The sequence below is a fragment of the candidate division WOR-3 bacterium genome (assembly GCA_016934535.1).
GTDB lineage: Bacteria > SDB-A > SDB-A > SDB-A > SDB-A > JAFGIG01.
The window spans coordinates 1-24,874 of the sequence record JAFGSQ010000043.1; the positions used below are offsets into that span (position 1 = coordinate 1).

24 protein-coding genes are annotated in these 24,874 nt (G+C 42.0%); 6 read left to right on the forward strand and 18 right to left on the reverse strand.

All coding sequences use genetic code 11. The features are described 5' to 3' along the window. Positions 1 to 117 precede the first annotated feature (117 nt). The 12 genes from JXL83_06645 to JXL83_06700 all read right to left on the reverse strand — a co-directional run bounded on the left by JXL83_06645 (position 118) and on the right by JXL83_06700 (position 12,171). Positions 118 to 894 (reverse strand): ABC transporter permease subunit, encoded by a 777-nt coding sequence (locus tag JXL83_06645; GenBank protein MBN2363791.1) that lies wholly within the window; start codon positions 892 to 894, stop codon positions 118 to 120. Continuing rightward, entirely contained in the window at positions 894 to 1,811 is a 918-nt protein-coding gene (locus JXL83_06650) for an ABC transporter ATP-binding protein (protein MBN2363792.1), read from the reverse strand. Before JXL83_06650 ends, JXL83_06645 begins: the two co-directional genes overlap by 1 nt. After that, a complete protein-coding gene (locus JXL83_06655) occupies positions 1,812 to 2,663 on the reverse strand; it encodes a hypothetical protein (protein MBN2363793.1) in 852 nt (283 codons plus the stop codon). Next, complete coding sequence (locus JXL83_06660; GenBank protein MBN2363794.1) at positions 2,660 to 3,601, reverse strand: ABC transporter ATP-binding protein; 942 nt, start codon at positions 3,599 to 3,601, stop codon at positions 2,660 to 2,662. Before JXL83_06660 ends, JXL83_06655 begins: the two co-directional genes overlap by 4 nt. Beyond that, on the reverse strand, positions 3,579 to 3,917 hold the full coding sequence (locus tag JXL83_06665) for a hypothetical protein (GenBank protein MBN2363795.1): 339 nt from the start codon (positions 3,915 to 3,917) through the stop codon (positions 3,579 to 3,581). The genes JXL83_06660 and JXL83_06665 overlap by 23 nt, the downstream gene beginning before the upstream one ends. Further along, on the reverse strand, positions 3,910 to 5,079 hold the full coding sequence (locus JXL83_06670; GenBank protein MBN2363796.1) for an AI-2E family transporter: 1,170 nt from the start codon (positions 5,077 to 5,079) through the stop codon (positions 3,910 to 3,912). The genes JXL83_06665 and JXL83_06670 overlap by 8 nt, the downstream gene beginning before the upstream one ends. A gap of 28 nt (positions 5,080 to 5,107) precedes the next feature. Continuing rightward, entirely contained in the window at positions 5,108 to 5,644 is a 537-nt protein-coding gene (locus tag JXL83_06675; GenBank protein ID MBN2363797.1) for a hypothetical protein, read from the reverse strand. Continuing rightward, on the reverse strand, positions 5,631 to 8,600 hold the full coding sequence (locus JXL83_06680; GenBank protein MBN2363798.1) for a hypothetical protein: 2,970 nt from the start codon (positions 8,598 to 8,600) through the stop codon (positions 5,631 to 5,633). The genes JXL83_06675 and JXL83_06680 overlap by 14 nt, the downstream gene beginning before the upstream one ends. A gap of 89 nt (positions 8,601 to 8,689) precedes the next feature. Further along, positions 8,690 to 10,024, reverse strand: a complete 1,335-nt coding sequence (locus JXL83_06685; protein ID MBN2363799.1) for a hypothetical protein — start codon at positions 10,022 to 10,024, stop codon at positions 8,690 to 8,692. Between the two features lie 65 nt (positions 10,025 to 10,089). Beyond that, positions 10,090 to 11,310 (reverse strand): iron-containing alcohol dehydrogenase, encoded by a 1,221-nt coding sequence (locus tag JXL83_06690; protein MBN2363800.1) that lies wholly within the window; start codon positions 11,308 to 11,310, stop codon positions 10,090 to 10,092. Beyond that, positions 11,286 to 11,612 (reverse strand): antibiotic biosynthesis monooxygenase, encoded by a 327-nt coding sequence (locus JXL83_06695; GenBank protein ID MBN2363801.1) that lies wholly within the window; start codon positions 11,610 to 11,612, stop codon positions 11,286 to 11,288. Before JXL83_06695 ends, JXL83_06690 begins: the two co-directional genes overlap by 25 nt. A 1-nt stretch (position 11,613) precedes the next feature. Beyond that, complete coding sequence (locus JXL83_06700) at positions 11,614 to 12,171, reverse strand: hypothetical protein (GenBank protein MBN2363802.1); 558 nt, start codon at positions 12,169 to 12,171, stop codon at positions 11,614 to 11,616. A 94-nt stretch (positions 12,172 to 12,265) separates the two neighbouring features. Here JXL83_06700 and JXL83_06705 point away from each other — a divergent pair, with 94 nt between their 5' ends. Then, entirely contained in the window at positions 12,266 to 12,745 is a 480-nt protein-coding gene (locus JXL83_06705; protein MBN2363803.1) for an HIT domain-containing protein, read from the forward strand. After that, complete coding sequence (locus tag JXL83_06710) at positions 12,742 to 13,170, forward strand: hypothetical protein (protein MBN2363804.1); 429 nt, start codon at positions 12,742 to 12,744, stop codon at positions 13,168 to 13,170. The genes JXL83_06705 and JXL83_06710 overlap by 4 nt, the downstream gene beginning before the upstream one ends. A 26-nt stretch (positions 13,171 to 13,196) precedes the next feature. On the opposite strand, the gene JXL83_06715 is transcribed toward JXL83_06710, so the two are convergent. From JXL83_06715 to JXL83_06725, 3 genes are all read right to left on the reverse strand, one after another. Next, a complete protein-coding gene (locus tag JXL83_06715) occupies positions 13,197 to 14,027 on the reverse strand; it encodes a hypothetical protein (GenBank protein MBN2363805.1) in 831 nt (276 codons plus the stop codon). A gap of 190 nt (positions 14,028 to 14,217) precedes the next feature. After that, a complete protein-coding gene (locus tag JXL83_06720; protein ID MBN2363806.1) occupies positions 14,218 to 14,805 on the reverse strand; it encodes a DUF4230 domain-containing protein in 588 nt (195 codons plus the stop codon). Between the two features lie 148 nt (positions 14,806 to 14,953). Further along, the gene (locus tag JXL83_06725) at positions 14,954 to 15,340 is read right to left on the reverse strand and encodes a SagB/ThcOx family dehydrogenase (protein MBN2363807.1); all 387 of its coding nucleotides are present in this window, start codon (positions 15,338 to 15,340) and stop codon (positions 14,954 to 14,956) included. Positions 15,341 to 15,766: 426 nt separating this feature from the next. Here JXL83_06725 and JXL83_06730 point away from each other — a divergent pair, with 426 nt between their 5' ends. Beyond that, entirely contained in the window at positions 15,767 to 17,185 is a 1,419-nt protein-coding gene (locus JXL83_06730) for a sodium:solute symporter family protein (protein ID MBN2363808.1), read from the forward strand. Positions 17,186 to 17,421: 236 nt separating this feature from the next. Here JXL83_06730 and JXL83_06735 read toward each other — a convergent pair whose 3' ends face one another. Further along, positions 17,422 to 18,468, reverse strand: coding sequence for a T9SS type A sorting domain-containing protein (locus JXL83_06735; GenBank protein ID MBN2363809.1), 1,047 nt, complete (start codon positions 18,466 to 18,468; stop codon positions 17,422 to 17,424). 57 nt (positions 18,469 to 18,525) lie between these two features. Then, positions 18,526 to 18,945 (reverse strand): GtrA family protein, encoded by a 420-nt coding sequence (locus JXL83_06740; GenBank protein MBN2363810.1) that lies wholly within the window; start codon positions 18,943 to 18,945, stop codon positions 18,526 to 18,528. A 273-nt stretch (positions 18,946 to 19,218) separates the two neighbouring features. Between JXL83_06740 and JXL83_06745 the strand changes: the two genes are divergently transcribed. From JXL83_06745 to JXL83_06755, 3 genes are all read left to right on the forward strand, one after another. Then, on the forward strand, positions 19,219 to 21,564 hold the full coding sequence (locus tag JXL83_06745; protein MBN2363811.1) for a VCBS repeat-containing protein: 2,346 nt from the start codon (positions 19,219 to 19,221) through the stop codon (positions 21,562 to 21,564). A gap of 47 nt (positions 21,565 to 21,611) precedes the next feature. Then, positions 21,612 to 22,217 (forward strand): TetR/AcrR family transcriptional regulator, encoded by a 606-nt coding sequence (locus JXL83_06750; protein MBN2363812.1) that lies wholly within the window; start codon positions 21,612 to 21,614, stop codon positions 22,215 to 22,217. 138 nt (positions 22,218 to 22,355) lie between these two features. Beyond that, positions 22,356 to 23,837, forward strand: a complete 1,482-nt coding sequence (locus JXL83_06755) for a PQQ-binding-like beta-propeller repeat protein (GenBank protein MBN2363813.1) — start codon at positions 22,356 to 22,358, stop codon at positions 23,835 to 23,837. 10 nt (positions 23,838 to 23,847) lie between these two features. On the opposite strand, the gene selD is transcribed toward JXL83_06755, so the two are convergent. Further along, entirely contained in the window at positions 23,848 to 24,798 is a 951-nt protein-coding gene (selD, locus tag JXL83_06760) for a selenide, water dikinase SelD (GenBank protein MBN2363814.1), read from the reverse strand. Positions 24,799 to 24,874: the final 76 nt, after the last annotated feature.

The window sequence follows — 24,874 nt, forward strand, 5'->3', positions numbered from 1 at the left end:
ATTCGAACCGGAGACCTCCTGCGTGCAAGGCAGGCGCTCTAGCCAACTGAGCTACACCCCCATAGAGATTTTAACTTTAATTATATTTGAAGTTTGTGTCAATATCTTTCGGAAGCATTATAGGATGTATCTTTTTTTCCTGAAAACGACAACTGATAAAAGTACTGAAACGCTCACTAAAATTAATATTACGGCTAAAGCAACAAAAGGATTTTCAGGGGCGAGTCTTTCACTGAAAAAGCCTCCCTCTTCCCTAAGAGGAGGAAGAATCGCTTTAACGTGATAAATCACGGTCAGTTTCTGAGTTGATCCCGGAAAATACTGGACAATACCCTCCCAACCGAAAATAAAAGCAAGCCCCAGCGCCGTTGATTTTGAGGCGATTAAAGACAAAAAAGCGAACAACGAATAATAAGCCAATATTGCGAGTATTATCCCGGCTGAAAATTTAAATAAAATCAGGTATGATAATGGTTCGAGCAGTCTGTTAAAAAATACGACCGCAAAACAAAGAGTAAAAGCCGGAAGAACCGCTATCAAGCAAATAGAAAGATACGACAGGTATTTACCCAGAAATACGTCTTTTTTGGGAACAGGCCTCGATGTCAGAAAGACTAAAGTCTTGTCTTCTATGTCCTCTCTTATGACCGAAGTTCCGTAAAAGACTGCGACTATTCCGCAATAGAAACCTATGTAAAAAATATAAGCAAAACCGGAGAAAAATGACACGTCGAAAGAAAAAGGCTCCCCTCTCATAAAGCCTGCGAATTTCACGGCACATACAATTAAAAGCGGGAATACATTGAGCAATATCAGTACTTTAGTTCTTGTTCGCCTCAATCCTGGTTTGAAGAACATCTTGAAGACTATTTGAAAACTATACGGAATGTTCATCAGGCCACCAGATAGTCGAAAACAGATTGAAGGTTGTCATCGGACACTTCTATTTCTTCGACGTCTATAGAGTGATTGACGATTTTTTCGGTGAGAAGTCTGATAAAAAGATCTCTGTTTTGTGTTTTCACTGTCAGTTCTTCATCAGCGAAATCCAGTCCGAAAACACAATCGTTTTCAAGCAGAAGTTTGGCTAGTTTCTTCGGCTGGGTCAGTTTGATCTTTACAATGTGCGGTTTAGAATCTATGAGGCCTCTAATGTAATGAATATTGCCCTGAGCGAATATCTTCCCCTGATGTATCAGTATAATCTCGTCCGTCATCATCTCGACCTCAGGCAAAACGTGAGAAGAAACGAGGACTGTTTTTCCGTTTTTTGAAAAATCCCTGACAATATCCATGACTTTTATCCTCCAAACCGGATCGACGCCATTGAGAGGCTCATCAAGCAGGAGCAGGTCCGGTTCATGAGAAATGCTTTGTGTGATCCGCAGTCTCTGTCTCATGCCCATGCTGAATGTTCCGATCTGTCTCGACGCCGATTCGAAAAGCCCGAGTCTTTTGAGAGAATCTTCCGCTCTGTTTTTAGATTCTTCGACTGCATAGCCATGAAGCCTGAGGAGATTGAAAACGAATTCAAAAGCTGTCATATTCTTGAAATATGAATCGAATTCGGGGCAATAACCTATCCTCCTGAATACGTGGTCTACCGAGAATATGTCTTCGCCGAAAACCTTCACTTTTCCTATGTTGGGTTTTATCTGTCCCGCTACAAGCTTTAGAAAAGTGGATTTACCGGCTCCGTTAGGACCGAGAAGCCCGATGACGCCCTCGCCGATGTCGAGAGTGATGTCGCTGACACCGAGAACTTTTCCGTACCATTTTGATACTTCAATCACTTCGACTATCTTATTCATCTATTTTCTCTCCATTCTTCCTATTTGGGCGTGAAGCAGAAATACGAAAAATAAAGAAAGCAGAACCATATAAAAAGTTGCAATCAGGTCCATGATTCTGAAACCTCCCGCTCTTCCGAAAAACAGATTTCCGGTGCAATCGACCAGCATCGCAATTGAAGTAAAACTGAATATGTCGCTTCTGAACACTTCTTTGAGCATACCGTAGACGGCGAGACCCAAAAAATACACAACAAAAACAATCACGCTGACGAATCTTGAATTGTCCGTGAAACTAGATACGAGAAGTGTAAAAGAAGAAAAAAATACCGATACGACAACAGAAAACGCCATACAGGAAAGAAGCGACACCGCGCTCATAGTGAAAGACGGAGAAAACACGGCTTTAAGTAAAACGAGGATCACTCCGGGCACTAAAGTAACACAGAGCATGTAAAATCCGATCACTGACATTTTCCCGGTGATGTAGTCTATTTTTCCTATGGGTCTCGAAAAATAAAGCGAAACCGCGTTTGTTTTAATGTCTTTCGAAATTAATTCCGAACCCGCTATCAGGCTGATGAGCAGCAATGTAAAAATCATGTAGCCGTTGACGTAATACAATCTGAGAATGTTTCTTATCGAGGACAGAGATTCAATGTTTTCCTGGATGAAATTGAGCTCGGGTTTTGAAGTGACGTACACAGCAATGAGGAAAAAAGCGAGCTGAAGAGCCGACATAGCCAAAACGAGTTTCAGTAGTTTTTTTGAAAACACATAAACAATTCCGCCGCGGGAAATGGGCAGCCATGGAAATCTACTGTGCTGAAGTTCGCCGTTCCAGCGAAAATATCCCTTTTTTCTGATTTTCAAGTTTCTGCTCCTCCGACGGCTTTGACAAACCTGTCACTCAGAGAAGATTTCAGGCATGAATAACGGATAATTCCGGCTTTCGCTTCTAACGCAGCTTTGAACAGTTTCTTCTTGTCGTAATCTGCCGGCATTGTGATTCTTAAAATTCTGTTTTCTCTTTTCTCAATCTTCAGCCCTTCTTCTGATAACATTCTCTCGAACGCTTCATTGTCCCCCTCAATTTTAAGTTCGACCGCGTCCTGTCTTTCCTCGCTTATGCTGCCGGTCAGTTCAGTCGCTACAATCTTCCCCTTGTCAATAATGACCGCTGAACCGCATGTGAATTCTATGTCCGGAAGTATATGAGTTGAAAGTACTATACTCATGCTTTTGTTTTCTGAAATATTTCTTATCAGATCGAGCATGTCTTTTCTTCCTTTCGGGTCCAGACCTGCTGTCGGTTCATCTAAAAAAAGCAGTTCGGGGTCGTGGACGAGAGCCTGTGCGAGTTTTATTTTCTGTTTCATTCCCGTTGAATATGTCTCGACCTTCCTGTATCTCTGCTCTTCGAGTCCCACGTAAAACAGAACTTCGTGGGCTCTTTTCACGGCTTCATTCGGCGGCATGCCGCTTAATTCGCCGAGGTACGACACAAGAGTTATGCCGTCTACATCAGGCAGAAGACAATCGCTTTCAGGCATGTATCCGATTTTTCTTCTTATATCTTTTATTCCGCTTTTTATGTCATATCCGAGTATTTTGCCTTTTCCTTTCCTGGTTAGAAGAAAACCGAGCATAACTTTCATGAGAGTTGTCTTGCCCGCTCCGTTAGGACCCAATAGTCCGTATACGCCTTGTTCAAGTTTCAAAGAAACCCCGTCGAGGGCTTTTATGAAACCGTAAGAATAGCTAAGGTTTTCAATGTCTATGACTAAATTACCCAATGTTTTCACTTTCAAGAATTTTTTTGTTGACTGTAGCCCATCTTTTTTCCAGAAACAACAATTTTTTTCTGAATTCCATGAACGTTTTGCTTTTTTCAAGTTTTAATATCAAATTGATTTTTTTTTCCTCTTCTCGCGCCGGGTTGTCTCCCCGGACCGTTTTTTCAGCAGCGACCGTGTCAAGTGCCGAAATTTCCATTAATATTGCGTGCAATTCCGGATCTCTTGCTAGTATCTTCTGTATTTCATCAAGATTTTTAAGTCCGTCGCTTAATTCAGACAGGGTTCCGATAAAGTTTTCGCCAGAAAAAATATTATCGCCTTTACTCATCGGACAGCTGGTTTTCTTCCGAATATTTTGGGATATTTTCATCAATAATATTTTTTTCAGATATCCTCGTCAACAGCCTTGTCAACAGAGCAACAACGGGAGAGGCTAGAATCAAACCAGGAACTCCGAACATTGAAGCGCCAACCATCAGCGAAAACATAACAACCACAGGATTCAAACCCATTGAAGTTCCCATAATGTTGGGAGTAATGACAAAGGCGAGAAGGATCTCTTCTATCACAAAAACAACTCCGGCTTTCATAGACATCACTATGGGATTTGGTCCTGTAAATGTTATGAGCAGGGTTACAATAACAGTGAAAAGAAACCCGAAATTCGGTATGACGGAAAATATTGCGGCTAAAACTCCCAGTAAGACAGAATACCTGACTCCCATCACGCTAAGGCCGATTCCAACGATTAATCCGTCGAGAATTGAAACTATTATCTGGCTTCGAATATACAATCCTATGACAGCGTCAGCTTCTTTGAGAATGAATTTTGACTTTTCAAGTATTTTTTCTGAAAGGAATTTCTTGAAAAAATCTTTTAAACTTGCGGCTTCCTTGAGATAAAGAAAGCTGATTATCGGTACGATTATTATGAACCATACCGTGTTTATGATAATCAACAGGACATCTTTAATTTTCAAAAGACTGCCCTGGACGTCCTGTTGTCCTATAGTAATTATTTTCGTTAGGTCAATACCGAGGTTCGTCAGGACATCGTTTTTGTCTATCCAGCTTTGAGCGACGTCAATCCTTTCATTTAACCATTCAATTATCACAGGCAGGTATGTTATGAAATTCGTCATCTGAGTGATAAGAACCGGGACAAGGATGACAAGAAAAACGACCAAAAATGACAAAATAACAAGTTCAGCAATAATTATCGAAATAATTTTCGGGATTTTGTAAGATTCCAGTTTTTTAACGAGAGGATAAATTACATAAGCGAGAATAAAAGCCAGCACGAATGGAAGAACGACAATCTTGATTTTCAACAGCACCCAAAGCAGTATCACAGCAAGAGAAAGAAGTAAAAACGGCTTTACCCATTGGGATTTTCTCTGCGGCAACAGAAGCATTACAGTCAACATAGCGACAAAAGGGGGCGAAAGGACGTCTCTTGCAGACCATAAAAGAAGTCCGAAAAGTCCCATGATTAGAATTTTATTCTGCCATTGCTCTTTAATTCATACCCTCCAGATAAACTCTTGAAACATCGGCCTCAAGAGTATAAGGGTATTCTCTGACTATTTCCAGAAAAATCTCTTTTGCTTTGTAATACTCGGTGTCCAGAAGAATAACCGCGGCCTTGAGCATATTACCGGGACTTCCGCTATCAAGATAAAAACCTGCCGATTGAATCTCCAAACCTTCTTCAAAAAGAAATGCCGCTTTTTTTGCATACAACAGAGCCAATACTTCAACGGGAGGATTCTGTGACAAGTATCTGTCGCAAACCGCCAGTTCAGGGTTTCTGTCTATTTCGGCGACGCTGTCCCCCCAATGCCCCAATTCTTTGAGTTTTGCAAAGTAATTTATTCTGCCCACAACGTCATTGAAAAGCGTGTCATCAGTTGAAACAGCCAATTGATTGAAATACTCAAACGCTTCCGATGGACCTCTTTCAAAATAGATACTGTCACCTTCGGTTATTTTTGAATGCAAAATAGAACCGTTGAAGACAATCCACATGGTAAAACAAATATCAAAAACCTGCATCGTAATATCTTTTCAGGAAATGTTTCCAGAACAATTCCGGATTGGCACCGTAAGTGAATGGAACAGTTGAATTCATGATCAATTTCTCGTTTTCCAGGTAATTATCTATCCCTGTGAAGAATGGATAAGCGTAATGTCCCTCTGGCCTCTGAGCTGTCCTGACCGGCCTGGTTTGCTGTTCCCTCATTGATCTCTGGCTTTCAAGAAGCCTCTGAAGGATTCCTCTCTGCCTTTCTACAAGGTCACGGGAGATATCTCCTCTTTCAATCGCTTTCGCTGAGAGCTCCATCTGTCTTGCGATTTCTTCCAGTTCTGAAAGAATCCTGGCTGATCCCTGAGTTTGACCTGACATCTCGGAGAGTTTTTGTGACAGGGCTCTCTGATAAGCTCCCATTTCAGCCAATTGCCTCTGTGTAAGGTTCTGACTCCCCAGGATCCGCGTTAAAGAACTGTTTATCTGAGCCTGTTCCCCTCCCATTTCAGACAACTGCTGAAGCATCCCTGAATTACCACAGGACATAGTATTTTCCATCATTCTGTTCATGCGCTCGAGCGACTTGTAAGCGTCATTTGCGAGCTTCATTATCACAATGTGCTTTATCTGCTCCTCCGGTTTTCGCAATTCGTTTTCCATATCTGCAAGTATTCTTCCAAGATCAGTTTCTATCAAAGATGTAAGAGAGGAAAGAGAGTCGAGGGTGTTTTTTGTTCGAACACATGAAGCGAGAGAAGCGGAAGAAAAAACCGGAGATAATTCTTTATTGTGAATGCTTTCTTCAAGCTCAGACATGCCAAGCATGCATTCCATCATTTCTTTTACGAGGGTCGATGCGGCTCCTCGTCTCATTCCGGACATTGATTGTGAAGCTTTCTGAAGGTGAGAAGCCATCGAGGACAGTTTCTCAGTAAGTTCATCCGAAGGTTCAGCGGACGCCAAGGCTTTTTCATTTTCCTGGAGTGCCATTTCGCCTTCTCTCGACGCACTTTGAGTTTCAGTCGCAGCTTTTTCACCCATCATATCCTCGTCGAGATCCGATACTTCATCGAGTATTCTTTCAAGTTCGTCCCTGACATTTTCGAGTTGTCTTGTCGCAAGTTCCTGATTGTTCGTTTCGATCTCAGCCGAAACGTTTGCGATTTCCAGGGCTCTTCTGGCGAGTTCTTCCAGTTTTTTTTCCAGTTCAAGTCTTTTAAGCAGGTTGAGGGTTTTTTCGAGGGATTCAAGAAGGTCTCCGCTCTCAAGTTTCAACTGACCGAGTATTTCACTCATTTCATTTTCATCGGCGTTCTCTGCAAGTTCGTAGAGTTTTTCGAAAGCTTCTTTTGTCTGCTCATCCAGGACTTCTTCGTAAAGCCTTGCTATTTCAGCCGATTTTTCAAAGACGAGACTGTCCAACATGTATGACTCCATTGATGCATCAAAATACGCCCTCATCTCGTCCAAAGCCTTTGACATTTCATCTACCAAAAGTCTGTGCTTTTTAAGCACTTCTTCAAAGTTTTCCCTGTCAGAAAAAGAAAGGGAGTCCGCCAGGATCAACCTTTGTTCGAGAAGCTCCAAATCTCTCATTATCTCGGATCCTTTTTCCCTGAAAGACACTGCTCTTTCAAAATCTGCTTTTTCGGAAGAATCGGCTGAAATGAATATTTCGTAAAGAGTCGGCATGATCAACAGAATCGTGTCTGAAAAACCTGTTTGTGGAGAAGGTCTGTTGTCTTTGACAGCGGCAAATACAAAAGCAGTCTCCCCGGGTTTTATTGTGAAGTCTCCGGCATTGAGGAGAAAATTTACTTCCAGGGGACCTTTCCCTTTTAGGAATAGTCCTTGAAAGGATTCTGTATTATCAGTACGGGACATAATGAGTTCGGCGTATGTCAAACCGTAGTCGTCTCTGGCGGTGATTTTGATGTCAAACTCAGATAAGTCTCCGGCTCTCAGAATTTTTTCCGGGGGATACGTTATCCTGCAATCCGGAGGCAGATCTTTGATAACCGCGACGATGAAATCGAGGTGTAAAGTGTCTCCCAAAACCGTCAAGGCTTCAACGAAGACACATGATGACTCCGAGGCGGGGAATTCGAAAATGACCGTGTTGACGCTTGTTTCTTTGTTTATTTCAGCTCCTGAAATTTTCCACTCGACCGCATTTGCCGCGCTGAATAATTCGAATTTAAGAACGCTTCCTTCGGGCACCAGATATTTATTCTTAAATTCTAGCGGGTATTCTGTTTGGGCTATGTATGAAGGAAGCTCAATGGAAGCTGATATAAACTCTATCGGAGGCGAGATAACATTTACAAACCCTTTTGCTAAAGTGTCAGTGCCGGAAACAAAATAATAATGTGTGTTTTTCTCAATTTCTCTGCAAAAGGCAAAAAATGTGTCTTCGGAATAATTGTGATCGAGTGTTTCCCCGTCCGCAATTACATGCAAATCCATGCCAGCTTTCACCGGAAAAATCGAAAATCTCAAATCCTGTCCCCAATATACCGTCGTGTCTCCGGAAGGAATAAATTTTTGTGAACCGTAATATTCTACGACAGAAACACCGAAACGCGGAACAAATATCAGCACCGCAGACAAAACAAAAAATCCTGCGATGTCTAGCAATTTTTCGATGAATAAATTTTTGCTTTTGAGAAATCCGAGGCCGGTTTCGGCTGTTTTTTCCTTCAACTCATCCGATCCGGGCAATTCTAACGTACAAAATTCATGAGAAGCCTTTATCAAGCCTCTCGCTTCAGCCATCGCGTCAAATTCTGAAACGATAGTATTTTTTCTCAGTAATGAGGACAAAACTCCGGACAAAAATGACACGCCGGCAAAAATCGCCCATACAAGTCCAGGGGAAAAGAAAACTGAAAATAAAGCCAATAACCAGAAAAAGACGGCTATGCAACTGTAAAATGAATAAGCAATCGCTTTTGAATTGAAATTTCTAAAAAACTCATCCATTGATCTCTGACGGTGAACTGATTTCAGACGCCATCCCCCTTGAAAAACACCTTTCCGTAAATTTAAAAATTATCTTAACGGCGTGAGCATCAGAAGAAAGAACTTAATTCGCGCCTTCTCGTCAGGGCTATTTCGGCGCAAGCTTTGGCAAAAACTGAGACCGTATCCCTGTCCAGCTTCAGAAGAAATTCGTCTGAATTTATTTCGCCGTTGAACATAAGTTTCGCAAGGTTCAGGTATTCAATACATTTATCTTTTCCGAGAGATTTGTAAAGGAAAGAAGAAAAAGGAGAATTTCTCATGTCGAAAACGGTTTCACGGGATCTGCCGGTTTCGAGAAGAGACAGGACGATAAAATTATGTTTAACTTCCTTGTTCAAAGGCGTGTGAGGAAGATGATCCTCTGCTCTCTCTATGTCGCCGAGGTTGAATCTTCTCACGTCTCCCAGGAACATGGAAATAGGAGTGTCTCCGCCAGTGCTGAGAGCTATTGCTTCAATTATCGCCGTTGAAAGAAGTTTTATTCCGAGGTATTCTCTGGCAATTAAAATATTTTTGTGAGTTTGATTTGTTATCTTTTCGAAAGTAACATCGTCAGGTGTACCGGCAAATTTATGGAATATCGTGTCCGGATTGAGATTATCCATAAATATCTGCATCTTCATCAGCGCTTTTCTGTAATTTTTTATTGAATAAATTCTGTCGGCCCATAAAATCGGGTTTGTCTCAGGTATGAGTTCCCATGTACAGTCGAGAAATTTAGCTATGTCCTCGTAGGCAAAATTTTCAACGTCTTTGTTGCCCATCTCGACAGCCATTCTGAGAATTTCCGTCACCTCGTCTCCCGCGAGGTCAAGTTTGTTCTTTTTGCTTATATCAATAATTCTCTCTTCAAGCTTTTCGAAACAGCTTTTTCCATCTTCGTCTTTATTTCTGAAGGGAATGGTGCCCTCAATGCATGCTGAAATAGCCAGAAGATGTTTAAGAGAAAGGACGCTTTCAAGTTCCTTGACCGCAGTCAAAGCGCTCAGGAATTCGTTCATGCCGTTAAGTGTCGAGAGTTTCTGCCCGAAAGCGAATCCGAACACTTCGAGGACCATTTTCGCGTTATCTTCCTTGAATTTCTTCTTTATCACAACGCCGTTCTCGTCAGTATCGACGAAGTTGAGAAGCGCTTCTTTCATGACTGTCGGAAACCCTTGGTCTATCTGATAATATACTATATCGTGAAACAGGCCGGCGAGAACCTGTACAGGCTTCATTCCGTCACATATCTTAAACACATGATCAGGTGTGTGAAAATTTCTGTTCTGGCTTGTCATGGCGCAGTGAACGTGAAAAGCAAGCTTTTCTTCCCTCGACTCAGGTACTTCGACACCGAGTTTTTCAAACGAATCCTGAAAAAGACTTATTAATCTGTTCACTGTAGATAATGCCATATTGCACCTTCAACCGATAATATCAAATATATAAAACTTACGCAAATTCATTATCTTCTATTTTCTTGTTCCAGAATCTCTATCAAATCGTCTTTTGTCAATTTGCAGGGGCTGTTTTTAACATTCGTATTTTTTGTTATAACAGAAAAATATTTTTCTTCCACTCCGTATTCGTCAAGTTTTGCCAGGCCTGTTTTTTTAAGCAAGCAGTCAATGTTTTCAAAAAGCTTTTCCGTATCAGCCGGCGAATCATAGCCTTCTGAAAAACCGGCCAGCAATCTGAGTTTTGAAACAGTTTTTTCATCACCGCATCCGGCGCACTCATAAAAGGTCTTTCTAAGACAATGTACAAGCAGGTTTGCGCATATAAATCCATGAGGTGCTCCGAACATTCCGCCTATCACTGCCGCAAAACCATGAACAGTTCCCAATCCTGCATTAGCAAGAGTTACACCGGAAAAGAATACGCTGAGGGACATCTCCTGTTTGGCTTTTTCATCGGAAAAGTCACCGGTCAAGTGTTTCATGGCGGAAAACGCCATTTTAAAACCTTGTCCCGCCAGTAAATCTGTCGCTTCAGTCGCCCTGACAGAAATGAAAGATTCTGCAAGCTGTGTCAATGCGTCCATGCCGCTCGAAAAGGCAGTGTTTACAGGGCAGGAGTATGTCAGTCGCGGGTCAAGCACAGCCACATCGGGAATGAGACGGTCGCCTCTCAGAGACGCTTTAAGTTCCTCTCCCAAAACATTTATGACGGCATTTTTTGTCGCTTCGCTGCCCGTCCCGGAAGTAGTCGGCACGGCAATAAAAGGAATTTTATCTTTTTTGAAAATTCTCGGTGAAGGGCGGTTTTCCAGAAAATCCTTTGTCGGTCCATTTTCATTCATCAGCACAGACAGCGCTTTGCCTGCGTCTAGGACACTTCCGCCCCCTACGGCGATTATCGAGCAAATTATTTCATTTCTGAATTCATCCTTGATCCCGTCTATCATCTTGTCGGTAGGTTCATATGGGATTTTTACGCGAAAGATATGAAGTCCCGTCTTTTCTTTTTCGCGCATAAAATCATTATAAAATTTCGTTTCTTCAAACGATTTTGATCCTGTAACCAGCAAAGCGTTCGTTCCAAAACTTTTTGCTATTTCTGCGACGATATCAAAAACTCCGATTCCAGAGACAATGCGCGGGGGCACTGAAAGGGCTTTAAATATTTCACTGCTTGATCCTGATACAGCGAAGATTTTACTCAGGAAATCGACCGTGTTTTCCATTGTCCCACCTTATCAGGCAATAAAGGATTGTATTTCGTACAAGATCTGGGCTTCTCCATCATCTTTTCGACGGTTTCTTTCCACACCAGATAGTGATTCTCGTTTTTATGTTTCGCGGCATCTTCTTCCGAAGAGTAGACTTCGTAAAGCATGAATTCAGTCGGGTCGTCCGATTTTTGAATAAAATCGAATCTCAGGTTTCCGTTTTCTTTCGTTGAGTTTTTATGATTTTCGGCTGTCGCTTCTATGAACCGGCTGACAAATTCCTTCTTAACTTTGACGAACACGCATGTAACGGTCAAATCAGACTCCTTTCTTTATGAACTCCTTTAGAAAAAGAAATTCCGGCGAGTCGAGATCGTTGACAATCCTGTAGGAAGCGAATCCGTATGATTTTGAATGTTTGAGAATTCTGCGTTTAATACAAACCGCTTCAATTTTATCGGTGTCGAAATTAACGAATTTTTCCGTAACGGCTCGCCTCATGATTTCCTTTGTTTCATAAAAAAGCTCATTATCCCTGTTGAGGAGGTTTTGAACGGAAAGCAGCCGCAGTATCTCTTTTTTGTCCAATTCACTTCTTTTTAAAGGAGCGAGATGAAGCCTGAAAATTCTTTTGTTGGTATCTATTTGCTGTAGCAAAGGACAGCTTGTATCAGCGTTTTCATCCAGCGAGGAATATTCAAAACTGAGATCTGAAAAATACTTTATCCTGTCACCGAGCAAGTGGTCCGAACCCATAGACGCCTGCAGGATCAGTTTACAAATGTCTCTTATTTCGAGACGAGGATGAAGTTTGAATTCTGTTTCCAGGATTTTTATTGTTTGAAGAAATTTTTCATTTTCGGATTTAGAGTCCATTTTCTTGAGACTAACAAAAAAAACAACCAGAATCAACTCTTCATTTTTTAAAAACTCCTCTTGACCTTTTGCTGTTTTTTAATATCCTATTATTATGGAAAATCTTTGGGCACCCTGGAGGAGTGATTACATTTCCAATGTCGATAACACAGTGGAATGTATTTTCTGCAGGGCTGCAGAAGAAAAAGACCCTCTCAAAGTTTTTCGCCTTCAGAAAACTTTGAAATCAATTATAATTTTAAATTTGTACCCGTACAATTCAGGTCATGCGATGGTGGCACCTTTAAACCACGAAGGTTCTTTCGAGAACCTATCAATCGAAGAGATATCAGACATCAATCTTTGCCTGCAAAAACTCATCACGATCATGAAAAAGAAATTAAATCCTGACGGATTCAATATCGGCGCAAACATTGGAAGGGTCGCCGGAGCTGGAATCCCGGGACATTTTCATATGCACATTGTTCCAAGGTGGAGCGGAGACACGAATTTTATGCCCGTGTTCGGAAAAACAAAAATTGTCTCTATTTCGCCTGAAGAAATCTGGCACAAACTCGCTGACGACTTTCAATGAATGATGCTGAAAAAATATCCTGGAAAGGCTGGCTTGCCGCTGAAAAACCTTACCTGACACTTTTCGCAGTGTCCGTTCTCGCAGCAGTCTGGATACTGACATTCATTTTTTTACAAAGCGCCGTCGTCTCAACGCTTCTCACTTTTTGCGTGTTCGTCTACGTTTCAGAGTTCTTCTTACCCGTAGATTACGGTTTGGATTCTGACTCTGCCTGGAAAAAAATCGGACCTGTCATGATAAAGAAACAGTGGACTCAACTGAGATCATTTTACACCGATAAAAACGGCGTTCTCATAAGTCCTTTTACCAAACCTTCCAGACTTGAGACTTTCCGGGGCATTTACCTTCGCTTTGCTGATGCAGATAAGGAAATAGTACTTGATTCCATTAAAAAGCAAATTGAAAAAAACATCGGAAACAAGTAGAGGACCTCTTTTCCTCAGAAGAAATTTCATGTAAAAATTTCGGCTTTTTCCCAGATATTTTCAAAAAGCATTTTACATGCTTCGGCGAGTTCTTTGTGTTCTATATAAACCGACGTAATCGTGTTGTTTTTTCCCAATGATTGTTGAAGTGGAAAAACCACTTTCAGTCTATCGACCACTATCATCTTTATAGGCAGGTTTTCCACTATTCTGGCTTGTTGTCCCGATTGAACCTGATCTTTCACGTAATTCTGGAGCCAGTCAATCGTCTCTATCTCATTTTTTTCGTAAATATTTTTGCAGACACCGCCTCTTTTCAACAGCTCCGATTCTTCCTGTTTTTGTTCTGTCAGAAGCAACGGATTATCACAAACGTATGGGCCTTTGTTGAAAGTAAGAGCTTCATTTTTTGATTCCTGAATAATCATCTGATATTTTTTCTGGTTCTGTTTTCTGTCCTTTATCACTTCAATGAAATCGAGGGGATTCATAATCTCTTTACACTCGTTGAAAACCGGCGTTAGTTCTTCAACAAGAACTTTTACTATGCCGATTTTTTTTTCAAGCAGATCACTACAGTTTCTGCTGTATTTTTCGAAAACTCTCTCAAATGCTACAGAGGGTTCGACAGCTTCGTAATATTTCTTTTTTCCCACAAGTTTTTCCGTGCATATTCCCCTGTCCACCATTTTCTGAAGCACTTCGTAGATTTTAGTCCTCGTAATATTCACCTGATGTTGTAACTCCGAGGGGGTAAAATTTTTCATAGTCAGCAGAGTTAAATATACTTTTGCTTCCCTTTCAGTGAGTCCAAGTTCAATAAAATTCTGTATGTGTCTTGCGTAATCATCGTTCATTGCGTGTCCTCCGGCAATTTTTGTCTCTTTAAACAAAACAAATCATTATTTGTTCCCAGATGTTATCATTAAAACAACACAAGATAAAATCATTTTTGACAAATTATTATAAAATCAACGCTTATTATCAATCAGATGCAGGGGGGCTGAAAATTTTTCTGGCCGGCAATATTCCTGAAAATGTTAATTGCTATTTGAATATAATTACAAGACCTGTCTGTTCAGAGAAAAGAGGGGCGAAAGAATTGAGATTCAAAAGGATCTTATCCCGTGAAGGAAACATTCCGGCGTCTTCTGCTAGTTTTCTCGATTCAGTTTCGAAGTCGGCCAAAAGATTTAAGGTCGTGTTCTCCCCTTTAACAAGATCAACCAGTCTGACTATTCCCGATTTACTCTCGAATACCTGGATGCCCTCCAAATCGACGGATATGTCGAGTATTTCAGGTTCCGGAATAATCACCCACACCGTGTCGCCGATTCTTTCAAGATCTTCATCTGTCAGTTTTTTTAAATCCACTCCGTAGTACATTGTTACGACTGTGTATATAAGGGCTTTATCGGTGCCGGTGAGCCAGTGGCTGTTGTCAACATGAACGATGACCTGTGTCACTATTTTGTCAGTGACCAAAAAAGTAAGCTGTTCTGAACGAAGAATTTCCAGTGTCGATATCACTTTTTTTTCAGTCGGGGATTTGAACAAGAACGAAATCAGAACGAAAATCGCTACGACCGAGATAGAGAGCGCTATCGTGACAATGAGAGAATACTTTTTCAGCATAATAACCTCAACAGGACACAAACCTCAGAAATACCAGAATCAGAATTACGACAATACAGGAATATATGACGACTTTTTTCATTTACCTTCCACTGTTAATGTTTTTCAAATTTTATCATCCTTGCGCGGGATAAAAAAGCTTTATATCTCAATCGTTTTTATATCCGAAGGGTATTACGTAAACTGGGATCTCTTCCAAGACTCCTCCCAAAGCTAAGATTACTTTTTCGTCGTCAAAAGCGCCTACCATGACGCTCGAAAGTCCCAGAGATACGGCTTCAAGGCTTACGTTCTGGCCGAGGTGTCCGGCTTCCATAAAGACATATCTTTCAGCTCTGCTTCCATATCTTGCTTCAGTTCTTTGCACTACTTCCGTTACAAGCAGAACTGCGGGTGCATTTTCTATAAAGGATTGATTGAGACATGCACTGGCGAGTCCCCGCCTTTTGTCTCCTCGCACCACTGGTAATAATCCGTGGTCCGATGGAACATATTTATATATTCCCGGATCGACAAATGAAAAAATAAGGATCACCGGCAAAATAAAAAACAAAGAAACTCTCAAGCGCGGCCCTTTCGGCAATTCAGCGATAAAAATCGAAAAATTCCGGACACAGGATTTTATACCGTAAGTTTAAAAAAATCAAACTTGATTGACAGGTGGAATAAAACGTGCAAAATACTATTTACAGTCAAACTTATCCGGCATTGTTTTGTCTTTACCAGCCGGTCCAATCCAGGAAAAGACCCATTTTTCAAAAGGAGTCGCAATGAAAAACACCGGTTTTTTCTGGATTTTTTCTTGGTTGGTTTTTGTCTTCCTCGGATGTGATTTTTGGAATTGGGGCAAAACAACGCAATTGACTTTCGGATTGCCGACGTGGATTGTTCGGGAGATATTTTTAGTTCTTTTATTTGCGCTCGTTATGTTATTTTTGGTTCGTTTTGCCTGGGGTAAAAAATGATTTACTTCACTGTGGCAGTCTATCTTACGGCTCTCGGGATCATATCGACAGTGGCAAAAATTAAAACAAAAAATTCCCCGGTGGACTATTTTCTAGCTGGAAGATCTTTCGGCAGTATAGTTTTGTTCTTTACTATAACTGCGACAAATTTTTCGGCGTTTTTCTTTCTCGGATTCGCGGGAGCAGCCTGGAAATACGGATTCGGTCAATACGGTATAATGGGTATAGGAACGGCACTCGTGCCGGTTTCTTTTTATTTTGTGGGTAAAAAAGCATGGGAACTCGGAAAAAGCAGAAACTACATAACGCTTCCGGAACTTGCCGGAGGGGAGTTGAAAAGCCCTCTTCTTAAAAAGCTGTTACTCGGCGTTATGGTGATTTCTACCCTGCCCTATCTATACACTCAAGCTCTGGGAGCAGGAATTATTATGTCATCCGCTTTCGGTTTCGACTGCGTGAAAGAAGGAGCCTGCCTGGCTGTTTTTTTTATAGGGACAACAGTAATTCTCGGCGGGATGAGAGGCACTGCATGGACCGATGTTTTTCAGGGTCTTTTCATGACCACAGCAATGGCGGCTGCTCTTTTCTTTGTCGCCAGATCTCTCGGAGGATTTTCTTCAGCGGGTCAAAATGCTTACACGGCATCACCCGGGCATTTTTCAAGACCCGGTCCTGAAAACTATTTTACAGAGCGAAGGTGGCTGTCTCTAATTATTCTCTGGAGTTTCGTCAATCCTCTTTTCCCCCAGCTGTTCACGCGTTTTTATGCCGCAAAAAATATGCGAACCTTTAAAACCTCTCTTTGTCTTTATCCCTTGCTCGTAAGTTTCCTGTTTCTCGCTCCGGTTCTGATAGGAGTTTGGGCGAAAGGCACAACTTTTTCTTTCGACTCTCCGGACTATGTATTGCCTGCCATGGTTCATTTTCTCGCTCCTGAATGGGTTTACGCTTTTGTCATGACAGGTGCACTGGCCGCGCTCATGTCGACCGCCGATTCGCAGCTGCTTTCAGTTTCGACTATGCTCGCAAAAGACTTTGTCAGATTCAGAAATGAAATTCTCGCCGGAAAAATCTTAACTTTTTTCATTTGCACCTCCGTATCCGCAATGGTTTTGATGGGACTGAGCTCAGATACTGCGATTTTCAACTTTCTTATCGGGACAACATTTTCAGCTCTTGCGGCGGCTTTTCCCGCCGTAATTTGCGCTCTTTATTTCAACAGAGCGGGTAAACACGCAGTAATTTGCTCGCTTTTAGCGGGAGAAGCTACAGTTGTTTTGATATTTTTAAAAATCATTCCGACAAAAGGATTCGCCGACGGCGTTGTAGCCATGTCCGTTTCTTTGTCAGCGCTTTTCATTAGCATTGTGTTGATAAGTCTTTTAAAATTTTTGAAAAAGCCTCTGAAACTATAAATTGTTGGAAATCACTGTAACCGATCTTATTATTACTATTGCTACTGCCCTGTAAACCAGTCGGGTTCTATAAGATACAAATTTTCCGAAGAAAAAATGATTTCTGAAATTGTTAAACTAGCTCTTCTTCTTAAAGAAAAACCTCAAACAAGAGATTTTTAAAACCTTTAACCGAATGTGAGAAACGAAAAATATTCATCTAACTGAAAAGTTCTTGATCTTGAGCTCTTCTCTTTTCACCTTACGATATTTAAAACTCTGCTTTCTGTTCTGTTTTGTAGTTTGATTTTTACAAGATAGACTCCTGTATTCAGGTCCGATAAATCGACTTCAATTTTTTCTTCTCCTTCTGCCGGGGTCAAAGACTTCACAATCCTGCCCGAAACGTCCAGTATATCAATAACTGTTCCAGTTTCCGCTGAACATGTAAAATATATAGTAGCGCAAGTCGAAACAGGATTAGGATAAATCATTAATAGTTCATTATAATTAGGGTCTGACGCGGGTGTTTCTTCAACGTACACCGGGACAAGATCTCCTATGTTTATTACCGAACTTTGATATATATGTTTGGCTGGAAGAACACCGGATTGCAGCCACGCGGCAAAAAAAATTTCATTTTCATCATAATGCCACCATGTTGTATCAAGTTGACAGCTCATATTGACCGTCACGGTATCGGGAAAAGTATCGGAAAAGAAAACATATGATCCACCGTATAAAGGATACATTTTCCTCATAGGTTGGGCAAAAGAAGAAAAATATCCTGATCCGGAGTTGACGTGTTCTGAAACAGCTGAAATTTGAAGAAAATAAGTGCCTGGTCCCGGTTCTTCTTCCGCTATTATTTGTGCAATGATATTTCCTTCTTTTGTTGTGCTGTTATAAGTTCCGCTTAAATTGATCTCGACATAACACGGTTCCGACATTGCACCTACGTATGCGTTTTCAAGAGCCTGAGGAGTTGGAGGGTAACTTACGTGAATTTGACCGTCCATATAATTATCCGGAACCCCTGTTACTCCGTAATACGATTTTCTTCCATTATTGTCTTCAGGATTATCTAGATAGAACGGGTCGGCAGATGAAGGCCAATTCACATGATATCTAATAACCGTCAAGCTTTCAGCGTGATTGTCAATGAACTGAGTCATATTAGGTTCGTATTGAACACAAAAACTGCACGTGTGATTTGTAAAATTTTCCAGCATGGGTCGCCTTACGGCTGAATTCAATGACAGAGCCGCTGCCATTGAAAACACAACAATAATGATTTTCTTCATTAAATCTCCTTGAAAATTGGTTTATTAGTTCCCCTTCAAAGAGGGCACTTTTTTAAATTACTCTTTTCTTTCAACTTTGTCAACAAACACAATTTTTTTGTCTAGAAAATATTTCAAAATATAGCCGATTGTAAGTCCAATAAAAGCGCCAATATATTTTGAAGCACTGATTTTTATGTATCTGTCGAAAAAAAACTCGATCGACCAAAACACAAGCGTTGTCAAACCACCCATAAAACTGTAAAGTACAAATTTTTTGGCATCATGTTTCAGGGAAGCAGTTTTATAGTAAAAAATGAACTTCTTGTCAAGTATGTATTTTAAGATGAGACCGGCAAATGTGCCTGATCCCATCGCAATAAACAAAGAGTGGGGAAAATCAAAAAAAAACACTGTCCTCTGAACGGCAATGTTAATAACTATCGCCGCCAAAGCGAATAGTGTATATTTTAATGTCAAACAGGTAATATTTTTCATTTTTTGCTATTCATCACAGCTCAAATATTTTTATTAATTACTCCTAATATAATTCTTTGTAACATTCATTTCATATCTCAGAATAAATAATTCTGACAATCTGATCTAATTTTAATGGTATTGACTTCCATAAACAACAAATATAAACGGTATCTGTATTTGACTTAATCTGTCGGTGCGAGTAATAAAAAAAGCTTGACAATTTTACCCATGTATATATAATATACATATGTATATCAAGTTTACTGATGATAATTTATAAAGGAGGAAAAGATGAAAACGCTGTCGGTATTTTCTTTGCTGGCTCTGATGTTGTCAGTTTCAATTTCAGCGGAAGCGCTCTTTGAAGAACACATTTTGTATCAAAATCTGGGAGGAGCCATATCAATTAACGGGTCTGATTTAAACGGAGACGGTTTCATAGACATAGTTTATTGTTCCTTTCTAAACAGTCACATAAAGTGGCTCGAAAACGACGGCGGTCAGAATTTCACTTTTCACACAATCATTGAAGGATTCGCTAATCCGCGGGCTGTCGACACGGAGGACATTGACGGGAACGGAACGACAGATATAGTCGCTTCAGGCAGAAACAAGATAAGCTGGTTCTCAAACGACGGCGCGGGAAATTTCACGGAGAACGTCATAACTACCGACTGGTTCATAGTAAACGGTGTTCAGCTGACAGATGCGTTCACCGATTCAATAATTGACATAAACTCTGACGGGAAAGTAGACATACTCGCAACTTCCTGCACTTCAGGCGTGATGGGCTGGTTCGAAAACGACGGAGCGGGTAATTTCACTGAACACATAGTTAAAGACAACTGGACTCTTGTCAGTGAAGCCTCCTCCGCTGACATAGATTCTGACGGTGACCAGGACATATTCGCCGCGGCTCAGGCAAGCGGTATATGGTGGTTTGAAAACGACGGTTCAGAGAATTTTACCGAACATCTTATATTCAACGGCTGGGTAAAACCCAACAGAATTCAAGCAGGCGACATAGACGGGGATGGCGACGTTGATTTTGTGGCCGGATCGTGCGGGGCGAGCGCTGTGATCGGGTGGTTTGAAAACGACGGATCGGAAAATTTCACTTGCCATCCCCTCAGGACAGGATTCGGCGGGCCGAGAACTCCGATAGTAAAGGATATAGACGATGACGGCGACGTAGACATAATAGCCACGGCCTGGTCTTCTTCCATAACCGTTTATTTTGAAAACGACGGAAATCAAAATTTCGATCAGTACGTGATCAGCACCGACGCTTACGATCTTCTCGATATCGCAGTCGCCGACCTCGACTCAGACGGCGACAAGGATCTTTTGGGCGGCAGTGCCGAAGCCGCAGCAAACCATATCAGATGGTGGGAAAGCATAGATTCATTCGTCGTTGCTGATTTCACCAGCGACCTTTATTCTGGACACGCCCCTTTGACCGTACAATTTTCAGACATGACACGTGCCAAACCAGCGGTAAATTACTGGGCGTGGGATTTCGACTCCGACGGAACCATTGACTCATACGATGAAAATCCTTCGTGGATCTACAACTCACCGGGAGTTTATTCGGTCACGTTGATTAGCTCAAATTCCCAGATTTCAGACACATGCATTGAGGACAGTCTGATTTCAGTTTTTGACGGCGAGAGCGCTCTAAGGTTTTTTACGGTTTACAGTTCTGCAATGTGTCCTTGTTCACCCGAAATAAACATCACGGATTCTTTGACTGTCGAAGCCTGGATATATCCTGTGAGCTGGGGATCAAACGCTTCACTTGGTTACGGAACGATACTTGATAAAACCAACTTTTCTTTGGTCCTTTTCAAAAATGTATACGGCAGAAACTGCCTTGCATTAAAATTAAAACACGAGGGAGGTGTCAACAGTCTGGCTGTTACACCCGATTCTTCTATACAACTCAACGGATGGCAGCATGTTGCGGCAACATACAGTTATGCCGACAGCAGTGTAAGAATGTTCATAAACGGAGTTGAACAGTCACTTACACTTAATCCATCTCCATCCGGAAAGATTGCAGACAATGCCAATTTGAATCTTTCTATCGGCTTGAATCAGGTAAACAACTTCAGATTCGACGGAATAATTGACGAAGTCCGGTTATGGAACATCGCCAGGACGCCTCAGGAAATTCAAAACAGCATGGGAGCCTGCCTTTCTGGCAGTGAACTGGGCCTCGCCGGCTACTGGAAAATGAACGAAGCCAACGGAGACACTTTGTTTGACAACTCTCCAAACTCTGATCATTTCTCGCTTGTTGGAACAGAATGGGTACAGGGAACGCCATTTTACCCAACCGGAATCGAAGAAATCATATTTCCCGCATTTCCAGCCGAAGTCGTTTCAGATTTCAACTGCAGATGGACGGACGGATTCATCTTCAATTTCGATTTCAGACTTTCTGCAGACAAAGATGTATCCGTCTCTTTATACGACGTTCTCGGAAGAGAAGTAAGAAAAATTTCAAACGGCCACCTCGAAAGCGGAGTTCACGAGCTTTCGCTAAACATGTCGCCTCATCCGGCTGGACAGTACTTTTTAGTTATAAATACAAACAACACGGTTTTCTCCAAAAAAATTGCCCTGTTCAGATAGATGATTCATAATTAACCGGACGGAAACAATATTTATAAAGGACATCAATGAACAGAAGACAAAGAGAAATGGAACATAGAAGAGAGACGATGCTCAAAACGGCAAAAGAGCTTTTTCTTAAAAGAGGCTATGATGCCGTTTCTTTGGGTGAAATCGCCGAAAAGGCTGAATTCTCGAGAATAACCATGTATTCGTACTTCAAGGGCAAGGCGGATCTTCTGGTCGCGGTTATTGCCGAAGCCTTCATGGACGAAATCATTAAATACGGCCAAATGCTTAAAGACACGGATTCAAATTACGAAAAACTAAAAAAGTACGGCATTCACGAATATAAAATTTTCAGACAATACCCGGGATTCCACATATTGATTGTCAGGTTCAGGCAGTACAGACTTGAAAAAGAAAACATTTCAGAAAGAAATATAAAACTGCTGAACGATAGCGATGAAATAGCATCAAAACTGTTTTTCGAAATACTGACCGATGGCATAAAGAAAGGAGAATTCAGAGAGGATCTCGACATAGAGCTTTCCCGACATTTTTTTTCAAAAGCCGTCTTCGCTATTGTTCACCCGTACGTTTTTAAAACAGAAAAAGATTTGTCTAAACTCGAAAATGAACTCGATTATCTGCTGAGGGCTTTCATTAAGTGATTCCAGTGACTTAATAGCACTCTTTAAAATGTTTTATAAACGAAACACCTTTTGTGAAACAAGTGTTTCTTAAGAATAAAATAAATGGAATAAAATCCTCCCGGAAAAGGTAAGATTTGAAAATAACCGGAGGGGAAAATGATTTCAAAAAATTCTATGTCGCCTAAAATGGCTGTTTTTGTGTTGTTTTTGTTTGTGGGGATTGATATCGTCGCCTCAACCGGTCAAATCGGCGAATTCTTAACAAATCTGCAAACAAGCTTTATTTACGAACCGTTGTCCGATGAAATGAGCGGCGCTCCCTGTGTTTTGAAGGATCCTTCCGAATATGCCGGCTATAGACCGGCCACTTTCAGAACATCAGACGGAATGAAAGGCTGGTCTCTTCAGTTGCCGGAAGGATTCCCTCTTGCGACGCCGGCTTATGACGACGGAATTCTTTTTGTCGGAGGCGGGTTCGGATCCTATTCATTTTATGCGGTAAACGCCGAAAACGGCAGGATAAAATGGGCGGTAAACACCGGAGACGACGGCCCGACTGCCGCCGTTGTTAAAAACGGAATCGTCGTTTTCAACACTGAATCATGCGTGATTTACGCTTTGAAAGCCCGTGACGGTCAAGACGTCTGGCACAGGTGGCTTGGTGATCCCCTAATGAGCCAACCCGCTATATCAGGAAGAAAAGTCTTTATGGCGTATCCGGGTGCGAACGGCCATGTTCTGGCCTGCTTTGACCTTTTCACGGGAGTAAACTATTGGAACAAAAGCATCGTCTCCGACATAATATCGGCTCCTGTCGTCTGCGACAGCGAAATATACCTATCGACCTTCGACGGCATGGTGTATTGCTATAAAACTAAAGACGGAGAAGAACTCTGGAGAGAAAACTACAACGCCAGCTCTGCTCCCTGGATATACGGCGACAAAATTTACACGAGCATGAGGCAGGACGAAGAGATTTTGGACAAAACAGGTACCTCCTTCATTCAAAGATTTGAAGGCTTGGGATACTTCGAAAGAGGCAGCGGAAGACAGATCAACGAGACTCCCATAAATTACATGACAGCAGATTACTTAAACGCCGACAGGACATCCGCGTCGGGGCAGCAGCAGGCAGATCTTGACGCCCAGGTAGGTTTCTCATCAACTCCTTCGACCGCTCAACTCGGGCTTGCCGAGGAAAACGTTGGGGTTTTTTCCGTATCGGGTGCCTGGTCCTACCAGGGATCAAGACCCCTGATATACGATTCCGACCTCTTCAGCGCTCAGGGTGACGTGGTAACCAGAAACGATCCGGAGTCCGGAGAAATGATTTGGCAGTATGAGTATCAGGACACTCTTGAATGCGGGAGAGCTCTGACTCCTCCAGCCATCGTCAATGATAAAATATTTGTTGGAAGCAGTACGGGCGAGATTCTTTGCCTGGACGCCGGCAATGGAAACCTGTTATGGAGTTACAACTGCGGCGAACCGATTGTTTTTCAGCCTTCAGTCATGGATGGAAAGATTTTCTGGGGCACCACCCTGGGTAAAATCTTCTGTCTGGAAACAGGCGATGAAGACAACACAGGATGGGCGATGTGGGGTGGTAACAGCGAGCACAATGGCTGGGTGGAATGAAAGCGCCGATTTAAACCAGTTCGATTTTTCCTTCTCTGTCGGTAAATCTGCCTATCACGCTGGCTTTCAATCCTTTTTCGACGAGATCTTCCACGTAATTATCAGCATCGGACAGAGCCATAAGAAGCCCTCCCGATGTCTGGGGGTCGAAAAGGACTTCAAATATCAGATCGTCAATTCCGCCTTTTATGTTCACGGAGCATCCGTAGGCTTTTTTGTTCGCGCCTCCTCCCCCCGGTATCATGCCCGAAGAGGCGTGATCGAGTACCGAAGAAAAAAGCGGCACCATACATGTTTGAACCTCAGCTCCCGTACCTGAACCTGTTATCATCTCTCTCAGATGACCAATCAGTCCAAATCCAGTGACGTCAGTACAGGCGCTCGGAGAATATTTTTTTGCCGTCTCCGCGGCTATCATATTCAGCGCGGACATCGATGCGACTATCTCTTTGACGTCGGCTTCAGAGGCTATTCCGGCTTTAATGGCGGTAGAAATTATCCCCGTGCCCAGCGGTTTGGTCAAAACCAAACTGTCGCCGGCTTTCGGAGTGTTGTTCTTCCACAACTTTGACGGATGGACTTGACCGGTGACGGACAGTCCGAACTTCAGCTCTTTATCTTCTATCGAATGCCCTCCGACAAGAAATGCGCCGGACTCATCCACTGCGCTCATAGCACCCTTGAGTATTTCTATGAAAACCGCATTTTCGAGCTTTCCGACGGGGAAACAGCACACGTTCAGGACAGTCAAAGGAGTACCCCCCATCGCGTATATGTCGCTCAGAGAATTTGCCGCCGCTATTCTGCCAAACGAAAAAGGGTCGTCCACTATAGGAGTAATGAAATCAATGGTCTGAACGAGAGCCGTCTCTCCGTTAAGGATATAGATGCCGGCGTCGTCAGAGCTCTCAATGCCTGCCAGGACACGGGAGTCTTTTCTGACGTCCAGTTTTTTAAGCAAATCGCTCAGGTCGCACGGACCTATTTTGGCAGCTCAACCGGCTTTTTCAGAGAAATTAGTCAAATAGATTTTTTCC

Excerpts from the sequence above, each read along its gene's own strand:
- JXL83_06730 (MBN2363808.1), top strand. The coding sequence starts at position 15,767 with ATGATTTACTTCACTGTGGCAGTCTATCTTACGGCTCTCGGGATCATA.
- JXL83_06690 (MBN2363800.1), bottom strand. The coding sequence starts at position 11,310 with ATGGAAAACACGGTCGATTTCCTGAGTAAAATCTTCGCTGTATCAGGA.
- JXL83_06675 (MBN2363797.1), bottom strand. The coding sequence starts at position 5,644 with ATGCAGGTTTTTGATATTTGTTTTACCATGTGGATTGTCTTCAACGGT.
- JXL83_06745 (MBN2363811.1), top strand. The coding sequence starts at position 19,219 with ATGAAAACGCTGTCGGTATTTTCTTTGCTGGCTCTGATGTTGTCAGTT.
- JXL83_06645 (MBN2363791.1), bottom strand. The coding sequence starts at position 894 with ATGAACATTCCGTATAGTTTTCAAATAGTCTTCAAGATGTTCTTCAAA.
- JXL83_06680 (MBN2363798.1), bottom strand. The coding sequence starts at position 8,600 with ATGGATGAGTTTTTTAGAAATTTCAATTCAAAAGCGATTGCTTATTCA.
- JXL83_06715 (MBN2363805.1), bottom strand. The coding sequence starts at position 14,027 with ATGAACGATGATTACGCAAGACACATACAGAATTTTATTGAACTTGGA.
- JXL83_06750 (MBN2363812.1), top strand. The coding sequence starts at position 21,612 with ATGAACAGAAGACAAAGAGAAATGGAACATAGAAGAGAGACGATGCTC.
- JXL83_06700 (MBN2363802.1), bottom strand. The coding sequence starts at position 12,171 with ATGGACTCTAAATCCGAAAATGAAAAATTTCTTCAAACAATAAAAATC.
- JXL83_06720 (MBN2363806.1), bottom strand. The coding sequence starts at position 14,805 with ATGCTGAAAAAGTATTCTCTCATTGTCACGATAGCGCTCTCTATCTCG.
- JXL83_06755 (MBN2363813.1), top strand. The coding sequence starts at position 22,356 with ATGATTTCAAAAAATTCTATGTCGCCTAAAATGGCTGTTTTTGTGTTG.
- JXL83_06705 (MBN2363803.1), top strand. The coding sequence starts at position 12,266 with ATGGAAAATCTTTGGGCACCCTGGAGGAGTGATTACATTTCCAATGTC.
- JXL83_06665 (MBN2363795.1), bottom strand. The coding sequence starts at position 3,917 with ATGAGTAAAGGCGATAATATTTTTTCTGGCGAAAACTTTATCGGAACC.
- JXL83_06740 (MBN2363810.1), bottom strand. The coding sequence starts at position 18,945 with ATGAAAAATATTACCTGTTTGACATTAAAATATACACTATTCGCTTTG.
- JXL83_06670 (MBN2363796.1), bottom strand. The coding sequence starts at position 5,079 with ATGGGACTTTTCGGACTTCTTTTATGGTCTGCAAGAGACGTCCTTTCG.
- JXL83_06710 (MBN2363804.1), top strand. The coding sequence starts at position 12,742 with ATGAATGATGCTGAAAAAATATCCTGGAAAGGCTGGCTTGCCGCTGAA.
- JXL83_06650 (MBN2363792.1), bottom strand. The coding sequence starts at position 1,811 with ATGAATAAGATAGTCGAAGTGATTGAAGTATCAAAATGGTACGGAAAA.
- JXL83_06735 (MBN2363809.1), bottom strand. The coding sequence starts at position 18,468 with ATGAAGAAAATCATTATTGTTGTGTTTTCAATGGCAGCGGCTCTGTCA.